Source organism: Flavobacterium sp. 1, from assembly GCF_002797935.1.
GTDB lineage: Bacteria > Bacteroidota > Bacteroidia > Flavobacteriales > Flavobacteriaceae > Flavobacterium.
In genome coordinates this window covers 1,985,057-2,002,831 of sequence record NZ_PGER01000001.1, presented here as the reverse complement: position 1 = coordinate 2,002,831, position 17,775 = coordinate 1,985,057, and the positions used below count along the sequence as shown (strand labels likewise).

General features: G+C 33.9%; 12 protein-coding genes. 10 read left to right on the top strand and 2 right to left on the bottom strand.

Going from position 1 to position 17,775, the window contains the following annotated elements:
* Positions 1 to 5: 5 nt before the first annotated feature.
* The 10 genes from CLU83_RS08055 to CLU83_RS08015 all read left to right on the top strand — a co-directional run bounded on the left by CLU83_RS08055 (position 6) and on the right by CLU83_RS08015 (position 15,569).
* Positions 6 to 2,249, top strand: coding sequence for a GH92 family glycosyl hydrolase (locus tag CLU83_RS08055; protein WP_100431122.1), 2,244 nt, complete (start codon positions 6 to 8; stop codon positions 2,247 to 2,249).
* A gap of 11 nt (positions 2,250 to 2,260) precedes the next feature.
* A complete protein-coding gene (locus CLU83_RS08050) occupies positions 2,261 to 4,924 on the top strand; it encodes a glycoside hydrolase family 3 N-terminal domain-containing protein (protein ID WP_100431121.1) in 2,664 nt (887 codons plus the stop codon).
* 548 nt (positions 4,925 to 5,472) lie between these two features.
* Complete coding sequence (locus CLU83_RS08045; RefSeq protein WP_100431120.1) at positions 5,473 to 8,799, top strand: SusC/RagA family TonB-linked outer membrane protein; 3,327 nt, start codon at positions 5,473 to 5,475, stop codon at positions 8,797 to 8,799.
* 32 nt (positions 8,800 to 8,831) lie between these two features.
* Positions 8,832 to 10,421, top strand: coding sequence for a SusD/RagB family nutrient-binding outer membrane lipoprotein (locus CLU83_RS08040; RefSeq protein ID WP_100431119.1), 1,590 nt, complete (start codon positions 8,832 to 8,834; stop codon positions 10,419 to 10,421).
* 124 nt (positions 10,422 to 10,545) lie between these two features.
* Positions 10,546 to 12,237 carry a PNGase F N-terminal domain-containing protein gene (locus CLU83_RS08035; RefSeq protein WP_100431118.1) on the top strand — a complete coding sequence of 564 codons (1,692 nt, stop codon included), beginning with the start codon at positions 10,546 to 10,548 and terminating at the stop codon, positions 12,235 to 12,237.
* A 168-nt stretch (positions 12,238 to 12,405) separates the two neighbouring features.
* On the top strand, positions 12,406 to 13,431 hold the full coding sequence (locus CLU83_RS08030) for an exo-alpha-sialidase (protein ID WP_232727021.1): 1,026 nt from the start codon (positions 12,406 to 12,408) through the stop codon (positions 13,429 to 13,431).
* A gap of 74 nt (positions 13,432 to 13,505) precedes the next feature.
* On the top strand, positions 13,506 to 13,838 hold the full coding sequence (locus tag CLU83_RS08025; protein ID WP_100431116.1) for an L-rhamnose mutarotase: 333 nt from the start codon (positions 13,506 to 13,508) through the stop codon (positions 13,836 to 13,838).
* 24 nt (positions 13,839 to 13,862) lie between these two features.
* Positions 13,863 to 14,294 carry a hypothetical protein gene (locus CLU83_RS22435; RefSeq protein ID WP_232727019.1) on the top strand — a complete coding sequence of 144 codons (432 nt, stop codon included), beginning with the start codon at positions 13,863 to 13,865 and terminating at the stop codon, positions 14,292 to 14,294.
* Positions 14,294 to 14,845 (top strand): M28 family metallopeptidase, encoded by a 552-nt coding sequence (locus CLU83_RS22430; RefSeq protein ID WP_232727018.1) that lies wholly within the window; start codon positions 14,294 to 14,296, stop codon positions 14,843 to 14,845. Before CLU83_RS22435 ends, CLU83_RS22430 begins: the two co-directional genes overlap by 1 nt.
* A gap of 136 nt (positions 14,846 to 14,981) precedes the next feature.
* The gene (locus tag CLU83_RS08015; protein ID WP_232727017.1) at positions 14,982 to 15,569 is read left to right on the top strand and encodes an IS982 family transposase; all 588 of its coding nucleotides are present in this window, start codon (positions 14,982 to 14,984) and stop codon (positions 15,567 to 15,569) included.
* A gap of 241 nt (positions 15,570 to 15,810) precedes the next feature.
* Here CLU83_RS08015 and CLU83_RS08010 read toward each other — a convergent pair whose 3' ends face one another.
* Positions 15,811 to 16,707 carry an AraC family transcriptional regulator gene (locus CLU83_RS08010; RefSeq protein WP_100431115.1) on the bottom strand — a complete coding sequence of 299 codons (897 nt, stop codon included), beginning with the start codon at positions 16,705 to 16,707 and terminating at the stop codon, positions 15,811 to 15,813.
* 58 nt (positions 16,708 to 16,765) lie between these two features.
* Positions 16,766 to 17,584 carry an SDR family NAD(P)-dependent oxidoreductase gene (locus CLU83_RS08005; protein WP_100431114.1) on the bottom strand — a complete coding sequence of 273 codons (819 nt, stop codon included), beginning with the start codon at positions 17,582 to 17,584 and terminating at the stop codon, positions 16,766 to 16,768.
* Between the last annotated feature and the right edge of the window lie 191 nt (positions 17,585 to 17,775).

Genomic DNA, 17,775 nt, shown 5'->3' with positions numbered 1-17,775 from the left:
ATAATATGTTTTTAGATAAAAGGATAATCATACAAACAGCATACTTATTTTGCATGCTGTTTTTTAGCGTAACTATTTTTGCACAACAGCCTGCAGATTATGTGAATCCGTTTATTGGAACTTCAAATTACGGAGCTGCATTCCCTGGACCTATTGCGCCAAGAGGAATGGCGAGCATCAGTCCGTTTAACGTTGCCGGACCTCAAAATTTGCCCTTAGAAAAAGACAGCCGCTGGTTATCAAATCCGTATGTAAACGAAAATACATTTTTAACAGGTTTCAGTCAGGTAAATTTAAGTGGCGTGGGCTGCCCTGAATTGGGTGTTATTTTATTGATGCCAACTACCGGTGCTGTAGAAACTAATCATTTAAAATATGGTTCTGTTTATTCAAACGAAATTGCAAAAACAGCTTATTACAGCGTAAACATTGATAAATATAATATCAAAGGAGAATTTACAGCATCGAAAAGAGTAGGTGTAAGCAAATTTACTTTTCCAAAAGGAGAATCAAATGTTTTATTAAATCTAGGTTTAGGCTTGACAAATGAAGAAGGCGCTATGGTAAAAGTAGTATCGTCAACAGAAATTGAAGGGATGAGGAGCGTTGGTTCGTTTTGTTATAATAGTCCCGAAGATGCTTATCCGGTATATTTTGTCGCAAAGTTTTCAAAACCTGCCAACAAGTTTGGAGTTTGGAAAAAACCATCAAAATATGAAGGCACAGAAGCACAATGGATGACGTATAACGGGAAAACCAGAATGATGGAAAATACAATCAAAACGGTTGTTGGCGACAGCATTGGAACTTATTTTTCCTATCAGTTTGATAAAGCAGAAACCGTTGAAGTTAAAATTGGAGTTTCTTACGTAAGCATCGCAAATGCACGTGAGAACTTAGAAAAAGAAACCGGAAACAAATCATTCGATGATGTTTATAAAGAAACATATAATGAATGGAACACAGCACTTTCGAAGATTTTGGTAGAAGGTGGATCAAAAGAAGAGAAAACTATTTTTTATACGGCCTTGTATCATACTTTAATTCATCCAAATACGCTAAATGATATCAACGGAGAATATCCTGAAATAAAAAGAGGTAAAATTGGTAAAACAGACGGAACGCGTTACACTGTTTTTTCGCTTTGGGATACCTATAGAAATTTACATCCGCTAATGTCATTGGTATATCCGCAGCAACAATCAAATATGGTTAAAAGCATGTTGGAGATGTATGATGAAAATGGCTGGTTACCAAAATGGGAATTAAATTCTACAGAAACATTCACGATGGTTGGCGATCCTGCAAGTATTGTTATTGCTGATACTTACTTAAAAGGAATTCGTGATTTTGATGTTCAAAAAGCATATAAAGCGATGTTGAAAGGAGCTGACCAAATCGAAAATAATCCACTACGTCCGGGACTTAAGGATTATATCGAAAAAGGCTTTTTAACAACCAATGATCGCGGACCCGTTTCTACAACACAGGAATATAATGCATCTGATTATTCGATTTCTCTTTTAGCGAAAGCATTAGGGAAAAAAGAAGATCAGGAACGTTTTAAAAACCGTTCATTATCCTACCGAAAATTATATGATAAAAATTTAAAATTACTTCGCCCAAGAACAGCAGACGGAAAATGGTATGAACCGTTTGATCCTGTATCCGGAGCAAATTTTGAAGAAAATATTGGCTTTATCGAAGGTAATGCATGGCAATATGCTTTTATGGTACCGCATGATATCAAAGGACTTATAAAATTAATGGGCGGTGAAAAAGCTTTTGCCAATCAGCTGCAAAAAGTATTTGATATCAAACAATTCGATATGGCAAACGAACCTGATATTGCTTATCCGTATTTGTTTAATTACATCAAAGGAGATGAATGGAGAAGCCAGGAAATGGTAAAAAAACTGGTTTCCACCTATTTTCAGAACAAACCAAAAGGATTGCCGGGAAATGACGATACCGGAACTATGTCTGCCTGGTTAGTATATTCGATGATGGGAATTTACCCGATATCTCCCGGAGATCCGATTTACACGATTACTACCCCAATGTTCGATAAAATAACGATTCAATTAGATTCAAAATACTATAAAAATAAAAGTATTGTAATTGAACGAGAAAAAAATAATGATAGCAAAATCAATAAAATTGAATTAGACGGAAAAACGGTTAATAGTTTTTTTATCTCTCATGAAGATTTTGTGAATGGAAAAACACTGAAATTGATTCAAAATTAAAAAACACGATTATGTTAAGATTAAGAATGAAAAAGACAGCCATTATTTTCGTAATGGCTTTAGGTTTTTTTAACCTAACCTCAGCGCAGAAAAAATATCCATACCAAGATGCTCAAATGCCTGTTGAAGACAGAGTAAAAGACTTATTAAGCCGAATGAGCCTGGAGGAAAAAGTGCGTCAGATGGATATGTACAAAGGTGAGTATTTTAAAGATAAAGAAGATTTTTCTAAGACCAAATCTGATGCTAAAATCGGTAATCTGGGGATTGGTGCTATTCATGATATCTACCCGCGTTCGGCGAAGATGATCAATGACCTTCAGAGTGAAATTATTAAAAAAAATAAATGGAGAATTCCTGCGCTGATTATGTGTGAGATGCTTCATGGATATTTAGATGACGGAAGTACCGCTTTCCCAATGAGTATTGGTTTAGGTTCAACCTGGGACACGGCTCTTATGGATAAAGTTGGAAAAGTAATCGGAACTGAAGCCAGAGCTCATGGTGTTCATTTTGGCTTAGGTCCAAACTTAGATGTTGGTCTTGAGCCACGCTGGGGAAGAGTTGCCGAGACATTTGGTGAGGATGTTTATCTGAATAGCGAAATTGGTCTGGCGATGATAAAAGGAATGCAGGGTGAAGACTTAAGATCAGATCGTTCTATTATTGCGGAACCAAAACATTTTGCGGTTCATGGTATCCCGCAGGCGGGAGGAAATTCATCTCCGGTTTTGGTTGGAGAACGTTCTGCGCGTCAGGATTTTTTACCATCATTTGAAAAAGCATTTAAAAAAGGCGGCGCTCTGGGAACCATGTGTGCTTACTCAGAATTAGACGGTATTCCTTGTGCGGCAAATCATTGGCTTTTGACTGATGTTTTAAGAAAAGAATGGGGTTTTAAAGGAATTGTAGTTTCAGATTTGGGAGCTATCAAATATCTTCAAACGACTCATTATGTTACAGACTCTCCAAAAGAAAGCATCAGAACTGCAATTGCTGCTGGAGTTGATATGCAATTTTATGATTTTACAAATGAGTTTTGGCAGCAAACGATTATTGATTTGGTGAATGAAAAAAAGCTTACAATGGAGCAAATAGACCGTGCTGCGGGAGGAGTTTTAAGACTTAAATTTTTACTGGGTTTATTCGAAAATCCATATACCGATAAAAACCTGATTAAAGAGCGTTTTCATACGAAAGAAAATCAGGATATCGCTTTAGAAGCGGGTCATAAATCTATCGTTTTATTAAAGAATGAAAACAATATTTTGCCTTTAAGTAAAGACATTAAAACGGTTGCAGTAATTGGTCCAAATGCAAATGCTTCAAGACTTGGAGGATATGCAGTTAAAAATAAAGTTGGAACTACGGTTTTAGAAGGTGTTCAGCAACTTGTGGGAAAAACGGCAAATGTTCTTTATGAAGAAGGAGTTCCTTTAATTGTAAAAGGACAAATTATTCCATCAAAATATTTATTTACTCCGGATGATGCTCAGAACGGATTAAAAGGAGAATATTTCAATAATAGAAATGTTGAAGGAACTCCTGCATTAACTCGTATTGACAATCAATTAGAGTTTGACTGGCCATGGTCTCCAGGAACAGGTGTTACAGATGACGATTTCTCCATTCGCTGGACAGGTTATATAAAATCAGACAAATCATTTGACGGATGGTTAGGTTTAAGTTCAGATGATGGAATCAGAATGTGGATTGACGATCAATTGGTTATTGACAATTGGACAAAAGGGGCTACAAGTATCGTCACAACTCCAAAAAACATTGAAGCAGGTAAAAAATATAAAGTGCGTATTGAAATGTGGGAAGGTGGCTGGGGAGCCAGAGCGCACTTACGCTGGAATTTCGAAAAAGTAAACTTTCAGCCTGCAATTGATGCCGCTAAAAAAGCAGATGTTGCGATTATGGTTTTAGGTGAATCAAATGAATTGGTTGAAGAAAATCGAGATGTAGCTTCATTAGATTTACACGGAATGCAGCAGGAATTGATTGAAGCAATTCAAAAAACAGGAACTCCCGTAGTTTGCGTGTTATTAAACGGCCGTCCCCTTTCTACAAACTGGATTAGCGAGAATATCCCTGCCATTGTTGAAGGATGGTTTCCAGGTGAATTTGGAGGAAGAGCTGTAGCGGATGTTTTATTTGGAGATTATAATCCTGCAGGAAGACTTCCGATTTCGGTTCCAAAATCTGTTGGACAGCTGCCTATATACTATAATCAAAAACCATCTGCTATTCACAGATATGTTTCAGAAAGTGAAAATCCGCTTTATACATTCGGATATGGTTTGAGTTATACTAAGTTCGAATATTCAAATTTAGCCATCAATACCACAGAAATTAAAGCTGATGGAGAATTGAAAGTTAGTGTAAATGTTAAAAATATTGGGAATTACGGTGGAGATGAAGTTGTACAATTGTACATCAATGATGTTTACAGCAGCGTAACAACTCCAAGAAAAACATTAAAAGGTTTTAAAAGGTTATTCGTCGAAAAAGGCGAAACAAAAAAGGTAGAATTTATATTGACGGCAGATGAACTATCTATCTGGAACAGAGAAATGAAGAGAGTGGTAGAACCAGGTGATTTTGAAGTTATGGTTGGAGGGAATTCTGCAGATTTGTTAAAATTAAATTTTAAGGTTGTAAATAATTAATCTTTTTAATTCCAAATTAAGTACTAAGAATTATTTATTGGTGTATTTAAATACCAATTGAGACTAATGCCAAACACAAATATAAACAATCCAATGTTTTATCGCTCACTTTTGGAGAGGGTTGGGGGAGGAAAATAAAAGAGCCTATTTTGTAGTTGTATTTTGTGGTATTATGAGAAATATAAAACTTATTGAGTCTTTAAAATCAGTAATTTATAGTAAGGTATGCAAAGGTAGATATAAAACGTTATCAACATTTTTTTAAGTAAACAACAAAAAACATTAACCTATATTTTAAGGTTAATGTTTTTTATTTAGGGATATGCCAAATTGTTATAGAATAATTATCATCTTGTGTTTTTCATTAGTAATAAGTTGTTAAATAAAGCTTTTTTGTTTTAAAAAAACAGTAAAAACAGACTAACACCTTTTCAAATTTGTCATTGGTCGAAATTATATAACGATAACAAATTATAGTTTTAAATTTAACAAACTATTAACCTACGGTTAATTAATTTGAAGAAAATATTAACAAAAAAACCCTAATTATGATTCAAAAAGTATTAAAACTACTGCTTGTGTTTTGCTTATTTAGTTTTCAACATGCTAAATCACAAAATATTACAGTTACAGGTAAAATTACAGATGGCGCTGGTATGCCTTTGCCAGGAGCCACTATTGTTGTTAAAGGATCGCCAACTGGCGCTTCTTCAGATTTTGATGGAGTATATAGTCTTGAGGTGCCAAGTTTGTCTGCGGTATTAGTAGTTTCTTATGTAGGATATGTGACAAAGGAAATAACACTTAAAGGTTCTGCTACTCTTAATGTAACATTGATATCATCCTCTCAAAATCTTAATGAAGTTGTTGTAACTGCACTTGGACAAGCTAAAGTAAAAAAATCTTTAGGATATGCTACCAGTGTGATTAAGGCTGAAGCAATCGTTAAGACAGGTTCACCTACTATCGCTAACTCTATGTATGGGAAAGCCCCAGGGGTTCGTATCACTTCTACTCCGGGTGGAGCTGGAAATATCAATATCCAGATTCGTGGGATTAACTCTATTACAGGTAAAAACCAGCCCCTTATTGTTTTAGATGGTGTTCCAATTCGTGATGGAGCTGCTACGAATAATGATTATTGGAATGATCAGCGTATTAGAAGCAATGGTCTAGCGGATATTAATCCTGAAGACATTGAGAATATTTCCATTCTTAAAGGAGCTTCGGCTGCTGCATTGTATGGTTCTGAGGCAGTAAACGGGGTTGTATTGATTACATCTAAATCTGGTAAAGGGAAAAAAGGGTTTGGCATAGATTTCAATACTAGTTATTCAAATAACCAAATAGCATACTTGCCAAGATTTCAATATGAAAGAGGTCCAGGCTGGACAAATGCAAATTATTCTTCAGGATTTTTAGCACCAGACGGTTTCGCTCATTATGATACAAATGGTGATGGAGTTGCTGATACCAGAGGTGTTTCAAATAGTAGTAATAACTTTGGACCTTGGTTCGATGGTCAGCCAGTTATGTCATGGGATGGTGTAATTCGTCCTTATTCGCCTCAAAAAGACGGATACAAAAACATGTTCCAAGATGCATGGGATGAAGTAACAAACGTTGCGCTTTCTAATAATACTGATAATAGCAATATTCGTTTTTCTTACACACACAATGAATCTCAAGGTTTGAGTATGGGTAACATGAATAAAAAAAATACACTTAACTTGAATACATCATTCAAAACTGGTGAAAATTTGAAAACTGATGTGATCGTGAGTTATATGAATCAAAATGTTCATAACCGTGCTATTGGTATGGATAGATTGATAAATAACTTTACTGGTATGATAAGTCCGTTTGATAATGGTGATTGGTACAAAGCTAAATACCAAACCAGTTTAGGATACAAATATGTTACTGGTTCAAATCAAAGTTTGACTCCAAGTGAAAATATCATCCGTAATGGCTTCAAGGCAGATGTTGCTGATTATTTTTGGAATACAAATGCAATTCAACAAGACGAAATTACAAACCGTTTGATAGCAAGTGTTACTGAAACCTATTCAATTTATAAAGATTTGAAATTACGTGGACGCGTTTCTACAGATTTAACTTCAGTAAATACGGAAACTAAAAATCCAAATGAAAGGCCTTTAGTTTATGCAGCAAGTGGTGCTTATCAAATGGATGCTAATGATTACAACATTCTTTATGGTGATGTGATGTTGACTTACAACAAAAAAATTAATGAAGCTTTCGAAGTTGGTGCCACAGCTGGTTACACAGCAACAAAAGAAACTGGATTTAGTTTGTCAAGATTTACTGATGGTGGTTTGAGTGTTAGAAACTGGTATGATATGAATGCTTCTGTAAATATTGCTAAAAGTTCTGATAAAAAATATGAAGTCGTAAAAGATGCTGTATTTGGGACTATTAGTGGTAATTACAAAAACTATTTATTCCTTGAAGGTACAATAAGAAAGGATAGAACTTCTACTATGAATCCTAATAATAATGCTTTTACTTATCCTTCTGTAAATTCATCGTTTATAGTATCAGATGCATTTGAATTACCTGAGGTAATTAGTTATGCAAAATTACGCGCTTCTTGGGGAATCGTGGGTAATTATGCAGAGATTTATAAGGGTAACGTAGCTTTCAACCAAACTACATTGGGTGATCAAGGGACAAAGACTCCGGTATTGATTACTAATTCAGTGAGCAATTATGGTAATGAAAGTTTAAAACCTGAGATGAAAAATGAATATGAGATTGGTTTTGAAACTAAATTCTTTAAAAATAGACTAGGATTAGACCTTTCCTACTATAATGCAAAGATTTATGATCAAATTTTAGATTTGACATTGGCACCTACAACGGGAGCTAAGTCAATAATTGCGAATGTTGGAGAATTAAATAACCAGGGAGTTGAAATTGCTTTGACTGCAACTCCTATAAAAACTGCATCTTTCTCTTGGGATCTTACTTTGAACTGGGCTAAAAATGTAAATAAAGTGGTAAAATTGGCTAACGGTGCAAATGAATTATTACATGCTGACTTTGATGGGTCTGCTGCTCAATTGAAATCAGTAGTAGGTGACCCAATGGGAGGGATTTATGCACATCCTGTTAAGACAGATGCTAATGGTAATCAGATGGTAGATTCTGATGGTTTCTATATGATTGATGGTGATAAATGGGAAAAATACGGTTCAGCTATACCTCAAGGTGTGGGAGGTTTGTTGAATACATTTACTTATAAGAATTTAACGTTAGATGTTAATATCGATTATTCTTATGGTGGTTATTTGATGCCGACAGGAGTAAACTGGATGACTTCAAGGGGATTGACAGAAGAATCTTTGAACTACAGTACTAATGAGCGTGGAGGTTTAACTTATTATATGGATGCAAATGGTAAAGGGGTTCAAGTGGCTAATAGTGCTACTGCTGGACCTGGAGGACAAACTTTATACCGTGATGGTATGCTGATGAATGGAGTTACTACGGATGGTGCTACAAATACTAATGTAATCTCTCAGGCAGGTTACTATAACATGACTTATAACTGGGGAGGACCTCAATACAGCAGTTCCCGTTATGAATTATATATTCAGGAAAATAACTACATAAAAATGAGAGAAATATCCTTGACTTATAATTTGCCAACTGCCTGGGCTAGTAAAATTGGCGCTTCTAAATTTACTTTTTCTGCTTATGGACGTAATTTGTTCTTTATCTACAGATCAATTAAGGATATGGATCCTGAGGCAACTACTGCGGGTTCAAAATGGTCTCAAAATATAAGCAATGCGGGAACGAATCCAGCTACCAGAAGTATTGGATGTATGTTGAGAGCATCTTTTTAATTTGATAAATTATAATTTTAAAAAAAAATAACATGAAAAAATTATTATATATATCGCTAACGACTGCAGCTGTTTTTTTAAGCTCTTGTTCGAAAGATGATTTTGCAGATGCCTATACAAATCCATCTACGGTTGAAACAACTACTGTACCTAAGCAGTATGCCGGATTCATGAAAAGCAACTTTGAGGATGTAATTCCATCCTATTGGAATTATTTCCCAGTTCTAAGATCTACTTCGTTAACTTACACTCAAGGACATGGATTTACAAATACATCTGGTCGCTATGTTTCGGGAGCAGCAACAGTTTATAGATGGGATAGATTTTACAATTTTTTAACTCAATATAGAGAGATAGAAAAAGTGATGGCTTCTTTGCCAACTGCTGCGCAGACAGAAAATAGAATCTATATGATTACTTCAACTATTTACTTATACGATCATACTCAAAAAATGATCGATAATTTTGGAGATATTCCTTTCTCTCAAGCTGGTAAAATTAGTTCAACAGGAGGTAATTATGATGCTGCATTAGCAAAGTATGATAACCAAACTGAGCTATATACTATGATATTGGATCAATTAAAAGCTTTCTCTGCCGAATTGAATTCAATTGTTTTGTCTCCTAGTGTGGAATTGGAATTCAAAAATCAAGACTTGATCAATAAAGGAAGCTTAATGAGCTGGAAAAACTATTGTAATTCTTTGCGTTTGAAAATATTGAACAGAGTTTCTGCAGTTCCTGCTTTCACAGCAAGAGCAAATACAGAAATGGCTGAAATTATTGCTAGTGGAATTATTGTAGATGAAAATGCTGAAAACATTGCTTTTAGAGTTTATACTCAAGACACCGATTTAGATACTTCGGGTTTTCATAGTGCTATGGAGGAAGGAAATAATAGCCTTGCACCAAAACCTATGATTGATCATATGAATACTAATAATGACCCTCGTAGACCTTGGTTGTTTCAAAAGGGATCGCGTGTATTAGGTGGAGTACTGGTAGTGGCTCCTACTTATGAAGGACTTGATCCGAGTTTGACATCTGGTGCTCAGGATCAATTAATAAATGATGGTAAAATAGCGATTTACAACAGTTCTGTAATTAGTAATAATGATTGGTTGCCTGGAACATTGATTAATGCTGCTGAGGTAAACTTGATTCTTGCTGAGTACTATTCAAGAACAGGTAATGCTGGTTCAGCAAAAACTTATTTTGAGAAAGCTATCAGACAATCAGTTGAATACTATGTAAGATTAGGGGATAAAGCTGATGACACTACTTGGAAACCAACTATAGAGCCTACAACAGCTGAAATTGATGCTTATATTGCTACTATAAATTTTGCTGGAGCTACAACGCCCGCAGATCAATTGAAGCTGATTGCTTTTCAAAAGTATATTCACTACAATATGATGCAAGCTGATGAATCATGGGCTGAACAAAGAAGATTAAAACTTCCAGCTTTAACATTCCGTGAGGATGAAACAAGCAGTGTTAGAAAAACACCTCCAACACGCTGGACATATCCAATTTCAGAGAGTGTTTATAATACGGTTAATTACAATGCTGTTAAAGCAAATGATAATTTAAGCACCAAAATATTCTGGGATATAAAGTAAAATTTCAATAATAAAGTGCAATTAAAGCACTAATAAGTTTAAGCAGAGGTAAGATGTAATTCTTACCTCTGTTTTTCCAGTTTATTTTTTCTCAAAAATTAAATAATAAATTATTTGTAAATACATGATGAAATTTTTTAATGCCATATTATTGTTTTTTTCTTTAGTACTCGCAGCTCAAACCAAATCAGAGGTGTATAAAATTAAGTACGATAAATTTGAAAACGGAAAAAAAACAGGTGAGAATATCGAAATCTATGTATATAATCAAATGGTTTTTTTATCAAAACCAACTGATAAAATTCAGCAATACATCGATTTAAAAAATAATTATAACGTTAGCACCATTAAGGATAAAAATACTGTTTTCAAAAAAATAACTCCATTTGACAGCTTACCTATTTCTAAAAAAGAAAATGATACCCGTGTCATACTGGGCTATGATTGTCAGCATGTTTCTTTTTCTTATTTTTCAAATAGAATTGATGTTTGGTATACAGAAAAGGCTGCAGTAAAAGGGACTCCTAATAGTAATTATCTGCCAAATAAAAATGCACTTGTATTGGAAATGGTTTATAATGGAAATCAGACTCTGACAGCTAGTTCTATAACTAAAGTTAAAAATTATGAGCCATTTATTAATTATGATGACAAGACAGTACTGGTTGATAAGTCAGAATTTGAAGAAATTCTCATTAACTCCAGATATACTAAATTGCATATTTTTGAGAATGAAAATTTAAACTTCGATCCTAAGTCAATAATTCCAAAAGAAAAAGACCTTATTGCAGACAAGGTTTATCATTTTTCTAACGGGAGCGTAGTTCTGAAAAAAATAAAAATTACTCCGGAATTAAAAAACAGTAATTCCATTTTTGCAAAACTAACCTGTAAGTCTAATGGTGATGCTTATGACAGGACTGGTTCAGTATTCATTATTCCAGCAAAAAAAGAGGGAGACATGACTACATTATTAGATGCTTATTTACATGGATTGGATCGATTACCAATTTATACAGATAATAAAAAAAATAAATATCAAGGAATTATAAAAGAAAAAGGTTATCTGCCAGCAATCGAAATACTTAGGTTTTTTACGCCATTTGGAGTTAATTATTTTAATGATAAACGGAAAATAAATAATTATAACTGGGCAAAAGAAGTCGTTTATAAAGAAGACGTCAGCTCTCTTGTTCCTACTGATGAAGATGAAATTTGGATTGGCATTTTTATTGGCAATTATGATGCTGGCGGCCATACAATAAGTCTCGAACTTGATGCTTATCCATTAATGAACAATAACGAAGGCAAGCTAACTAAGAAAAAGTATATAGCATCTTTATTTTCAACAGTTAATACTATGGAAATGTCGGGTCAAAATTATGGGGGCCTTTTTTCTAATGATACTTTGAAAGTAAATTTTGAAATTAAGGAAGATTTACAAAACTTACAGCTTTTGTATACCACAACAGGTCATGGCGGCTGGGAAAATGGAGATGAATTTGTACCAAGAATGAATAAATTGTTTATTGATGGTCAAGAGGTTTTTAAAATCATTCCTTGGCGAACAGATTGTGCTACGTATCGATTATCTAACCCTGCTTCAGGGAATTTCTCTGATGGTTTATCTTCTAGTGATTTAAGCCGCTCTAATTGGTGTCCGGGAACATTAACCCCGCCATATATTATTCCGTTAACTAATCTGCTAAAAGGAAATCATGTGATAGAGGTAGTTATAGAACAAGGTCCAAATGAAGGTCCCAGTACAAACCATTGGAATGTTTCAGGAGTTCTGGTTGGTCAATTGAATAATTAATTGTTAAATAAAAGAATACTTTTGTTGTGATTTTTTTATTGAGTTAGCAATTTAATTTCTGTAAAGCAGTGCTTTTATCATTACATAATACTGTTAAAGCAGTGTAGAATAAAACATTAAAAAGCTTTAAATTTACAATAAACAATGATTTTAAAATTTAATTCTTTAATGCTATTATTAGTTTTGGTTAGTGTTTCCTGCTCTTCAGTAAAGAAATTAAAAGTAAGCAGCATAACTGATGCCTTTATAACGAATCAGCCAATAACTAATAACAGCCACGCTGCAGCATTAGTAGAGCTTAAGCCAAATCAGCTGATGGCTGCTTGGTTTGGAGGAAAATATGAAGGAGCCAAAGATGTAGGGATTTATTTTTCAATTTATAAAGAAAAAATCTGGTCAGTACCGCAAAACCTAATTAAACCTGCAATAATAAAAGGAGATACATTACCATGCTGGAATCCCGTATTGTTCAAAAGTAAAAGCGAAAATTTATATTTATTCTATAAAGTCGGTAAAAATCCTAGGGAGTGGTTTGGTGCCATGATCATTTCAAAAGATAACGGAAATACCTGGAGTGTTCCTAAGTATCTTCCGGATAGTATTCTTGGTCCAATCAAAAATAAGCCAATAGAAACAACTCCGGGCGTTATTTTATGCGGAAGTAGTACAGAAAGTGTTGGAGACAATAAATGGAGAGTTCACTTAGAAAGGTATACTGAGACCACTGATACTTGGGAAAAGATCACTGTTGAAAATAAAAAAGAATTTGATATTATCCAGCCTGCGTTTTTGGTTCATTCTCCGAAGGAGATTCAGATGCTGTCCAGAAGCAAACACAATAAAATAATTTCAAGCTGGTCTGAGGACAATGGAAATACCTGGGAAAGAACAGATAGTATCCACGTTGTAAATTCTAATTCAGGAATTGATGCCGTTACTTTAGCTAAAAATTCATTTTTATTAGTAAATAATCCATTGCCGCAAGGAAAAGATTGGTTCAATGGGCGAAATGTACTAGATGTAGAATATTCAAAAGATGGAGTAAAATGGGAAAAGTTATTTGATCTAGAAAACCAGACAGAAGGGGAATTCAGTTATCCGGCAATTATTCAAACCAGCGATGGTAAAGTTCATATTTTGTACACTTTTAATAGAAAATATATTAAGCATGCAGTATTTGAACTGGAGAAATAAGTTAGTTTTCAGATAATTCTAAGCTTGTACAACTTCTCAATGTGGAAATTGAAAAATAAACAGAAAATAAAATTATGCAAAAATACTGTCTTACTTTAGATTTAAAAAATGATCCCAATTTAATTGATGAATATATAAGGCTGCATCAAAACGTTTGGCCGGAAATTACACAAAGCATTAAAGATGCAGGAATTATTAATCTTGAAATCTATAATATTGGAGATCGTTTGTTTATGATTATAGAAGCAGATTCTGGTTTTTCTTTTGAAAAAAAATCAAGATTAGATACTGAAAATTTAAAAGTTCAAGAGTGGGAAACATTGATGTGGGAATTTCAAAAACCCTTACCGAGTTCAAAACCGGGAGAAAAATGGATATTGATGGATAAAATTTTTGAACTTAAGTAATTTTTCAATTTATATAAAAAAGAAATGATGTTATTTTTAGAAAACTTAAAATTTAAAGTCTTTTTGATTAGTGTATTATTTTTTAATATCACTATTAATGCTCAGGATGGTATTAATGCCAAAACATTTTACAAACATGATAAATATCTTTCTTCTGATAAGATGGAAGGTCGTTTCCCTGGCACAAAAGAAAATAATGACGCAGCATCTTACATTAAGAAATATTTTAAAAAATATGGTCTGAAGGAATTCAACAGAAATTATTATCAATCTTTTAAGCTATTTGTAAAAGAAGGAATAAATAAAGTGAAATCAGATAGTGTTACAACACAAAATGTTGTGGGATATATGGAAGGATCAGATGATAAACTTAAAAATGAATTTATAGTAATAGGAGCCCATTATGATCATTGGGGATGGGGAGGAGAAGGTTCAGGTAGTAAAAAAAGGAAGTAATGGCAATTCATAACGGAGCAGATGACAATGCTTCTGGAGTTTCGGCCTTGCTGTGTATACTGCAGCAATTATCAAAAGCTAATGTCAAACCCAAAAGAAGCATCATTTTTATTTCTTTTAGTGGTGAAGAGGAAGGGTTATTAGGCTCTAAATATTTTGTTTCCCATTTGCCGATTGAAAAGAATGCTGTAAAAGTAATGTTGAATATGGATATGGTTGGAAGGCTAAATGAAGAGAAGCAAATTTATATGGGAGGCGCAGGAACTTTTCCAAATGGAGTACAATTGATGAAGAAATTAAGCGAAAGCAGTACCCTTAATCCAGTTATACACGCTGGTGAAGTTGGAGGATCTGATCATGTTTCATTTTATAAATATTCTATAGCTTGTATAGGATTTCATACAGGAGGCCACCCGCAGTATCATACACCTGAAGATGATATTGATTTAATAAATATTAAGGGAGGTGCTTTGGTATCTCAATATATTTACAATGCTTTAGTGGCAATTGCAAATGATCCGCAACAACTATATTTTATTAATCAGGATTAACTAATTGAGGTAATTTTATTTACTTTTTCATTTGAGTGGTTTTCGTTGTTTCAAGCACTATTATATTTTTTATGTTCAAAAGCATATGCAAAATGAGTTTTCAAATACAGTTTCTTATAATCGTTTTTTATAACTGATGCAAAGTGTTCTTTTGTCAATGACTATTTTTGTAAAAATCTGTTGTCTAGGTAATTGCACATGGATTTCATTTGTAGACTCAACACCAATAAGAATTTGTAAAAATAAAAGAATCAGGAGAAATAAAGTTTTCAAAGGTACTGCCACTACTGGTAAATCTACAATGGACTGGTTTCATGGCTTTAAGATACATATCATTATTGATGACAAGGGAGAATCATTAAGCTTTGCCGTAACTCAAGCTAATGTTGATGATAGAGAACTATTGAAAAAAGAGGTTTTTTTGAATGCTGTTTTTGGAAAGTTATTCGGTGATAAAGGGCATATAAGCGAAAAACTTTCTCAATTATTATTTGTTGATGGAATCCAGTTAATTACAAGCATTCGCAATAATATGAAAAATAGTTTGAAGGAAATGAGTGATAAAATTTTACTTCGTAAACGCTCAATAATCGAAACAGTTAACGATGAACTTAAAAATATTTGCCAAGTTGAACACTCTAGACATCGTTCATTTACTAACTTTTCAGCAAATCTTATTGCCGGAATAATTGCTTACAACTTTCTGCAAAAAAACCTTCTTTAAAATACGAAACAGTTAAAACTAACCAATTAGCAGTCTTTTATTAATCGAGTCCAGGTTTATAGTTATCTTATGGTGAGCGATAGTAGTGGAGTTTTTTTGTAAGGAGAGACGACGGACAAAAAGGTGAGAGCGGATGGTACTTATCTTGAAATCCAAATTTATTTTCATTTATATATTTGCTATAAATTATAGGCATTTCATCATCAAAAATGATTTGTTTATCTAACTCAGGTTTGATTACTTAATTCAAACTTTCCTCTCTGAATATATTGGGCGTGATTCCAACTTCTTTTTTAAATAATCTTGAAAAATAAGTAGGATTTTCAAATCCCAGAGAAACAGAAATTTCGGTAATATTCATTTTTCCCTCTTTCAATAAATTTTTTGCTTCTGAAATCAAATAGAGATGAATAAGTTCCAAAGCTGTTTTCCCAGTTTCCTGCTTAAGCAAATCGGTTAGATAACGTGAAGATACATTGAGCTTTTCAGCCATATAGCTAACAGTTGGCAAGCCAAAATCATTATTCGTTTTATTTTCAAAATACTCTAAAAGCAAATCATTAAACTTTGTAAACGTGGCTCCTTTTAAATCTGCACGGTCAATAAATTGCCGTTTGTAAAAGCGCTGCGCATATTTAAGCATCGTATCAAGATGACTAAGAATGATTGTCTTGCTGTAATCATCAACGTTATTGTGATATTCTTTTTCCATCGCATACTCCAGATTCCAAATTGTCTCTTCTTCACTGGGCGAAAGGTGCAACGCTTCATTTACTTCATATTCAAAATAGGCATATTTCTTGATTTCATTATGCATCGCTGTTCCTGATAAAAAATCTTCGTGAATAAGAATTACGAAACAGTCTTCCTCTAAACGAATATTTTTACATCCGGTAATCTGTCTCGGTTTAATGAATGACATTTTCCCCTGGTTATGATCATATTTTGTTTTTCCGTATTGCATGCTTCCCGATTCGACTTTTTTGAAAATAATGATATAAAAATCAGCCGTAAATTCAGATTCCTTGCCAACAGTACAACATTCCATATTGCCCCGAGCAATATAAAACAATGGATGTTCGGGAGCTTTAAGTCCGATAGCCTGGTTGTAACTACTTATATTATCGAAATGATTCATCTGTTTAATTTTAAAAGAAATGCAGAACCCGACGAATCGGATTCTGCAAATTTAAATTTTATTTTCCATGTGCCGCTTCAGAAACGTCCTGCCATTCTTCCCAGGTTTTCAAACGTTCGGCATAAGCATATTTAGCCCATTGCACACCAGCCTTGCCTAACAGTAATCTTAACGGAGGATTTTCTGCATCTACAAGTTTTAAAACGGCTTCTGAAGTCGCTTCAGGCACGCCATTATCTTCTTCTTTGACCCCTCCAAAAAGTGCTGCTCTTACGGCATCATACTGTGGCAAAGGTTTACTTTGTACAGCAGAAGATGCGCTGAAATCGGTTTCATAACCATTTGGTTCTACAAGAGTGACTTTGATTCCGAATCCTGCAACTTCTGCAGCCAGAGATTCGGTTAGACCTTCAACAGCAAATTTAGAAGCACTGTAAATCCCTAAAGTAGGCAATGCAATAACGCCCAAAACACTTGAAAGCTGGATAATATGACCCGATTTTTGTTCGCGCATAATAGGAATAACTGCCTGCGTAAGCCAAATCAGCCCAAGTACATTGGTCTCAAACTGTGTACGGATTTCCTGTTCTTCCAATTCTTCAATAGCACCAAAATGTCCGTATCCTGCATTATTAATCAATACATCAATTGCTCCAAAATGGCTCTTTGCTTTTGAAACGGCTTCAAAGGATGCTTTTTTATCGGTTACATCTAATTGTAAAACCAATAAATTTTCCTGATATTCTGAAGCCAAATCCTTTAATGATTCTGTATTTCTTACTGTTGCTACAACATTATCGCCACGTTTAAGAAAAGCTTCAGTCCAAATTTTTCCGAATCCCCGGGATGCACCTGTTATAAAAATTGTTTTTTTCATTGTACTATATTTTATTGTTTTAATTATTGAGACAAATTTCCGTTAATTACTCCTATCGATTATGATACAAAAGTGGGCAATAATGAAACGTTTTAACGAAATTTTGCCACTGTTCTAACTCGATATTTGCAACAGATGTCAAAACGATCTCCTTGATATTTCATTAATGATTGCTTTTATAGTTCAATTAC

Coding starts and splice junctions, on each gene's coding strand:
- CLU83_RS08055 (WP_100431122.1), top strand. CDS start 6: ATGTTTTTAGATAAAAGGATAATCATACAAACAGCATACTTATTTTGC.
- CLU83_RS08050 (WP_100431121.1), top strand. CDS start 2,261: ATGTTAAGATTAAGAATGAAAAAGACAGCCATTATTTTCGTAATGGCT.
- CLU83_RS08045 (WP_100431120.1), top strand. CDS start 5,473: ATGATTCAAAAAGTATTAAAACTACTGCTTGTGTTTTGCTTATTTAGT.
- CLU83_RS08040 (WP_100431119.1), top strand. CDS start 8,832: ATGAAAAAATTATTATATATATCGCTAACGACTGCAGCTGTTTTTTTA.
- CLU83_RS08035 (WP_100431118.1), top strand. CDS start 10,546: ATGATGAAATTTTTTAATGCCATATTATTGTTTTTTTCTTTAGTACTC.
- CLU83_RS08030 (WP_232727021.1), top strand. CDS start 12,406: ATGCTATTATTAGTTTTGGTTAGTGTTTCCTGCTCTTCAGTAAAGAAA.
- CLU83_RS08025 (WP_100431116.1), top strand. CDS start 13,506: ATGCAAAAATACTGTCTTACTTTAGATTTAAAAAATGATCCCAATTTA.
- CLU83_RS22435 (WP_232727019.1), top strand. CDS start 13,863: ATGATGTTATTTTTAGAAAACTTAAAATTTAAAGTCTTTTTGATTAGT.
- CLU83_RS22430 (WP_232727018.1), top strand. CDS start 14,294: ATGGCAATTCATAACGGAGCAGATGACAATGCTTCTGGAGTTTCGGCC.
- CLU83_RS08015 (WP_232727017.1), top strand. CDS start 14,982: ATGCAAAGTGTTCTTTTGTCAATGACTATTTTTGTAAAAATCTGTTGT.
- CLU83_RS08010 (WP_100431115.1), bottom strand. CDS start 16,707: ATGAATCATTTCGATAATATAAGTAGTTACAACCAGGCTATCGGACTT.
- CLU83_RS08005 (WP_100431114.1), bottom strand. CDS start 17,584: ATGAAAAAAACAATTTTTATAACAGGTGCATCCCGGGGATTCGGAAAA.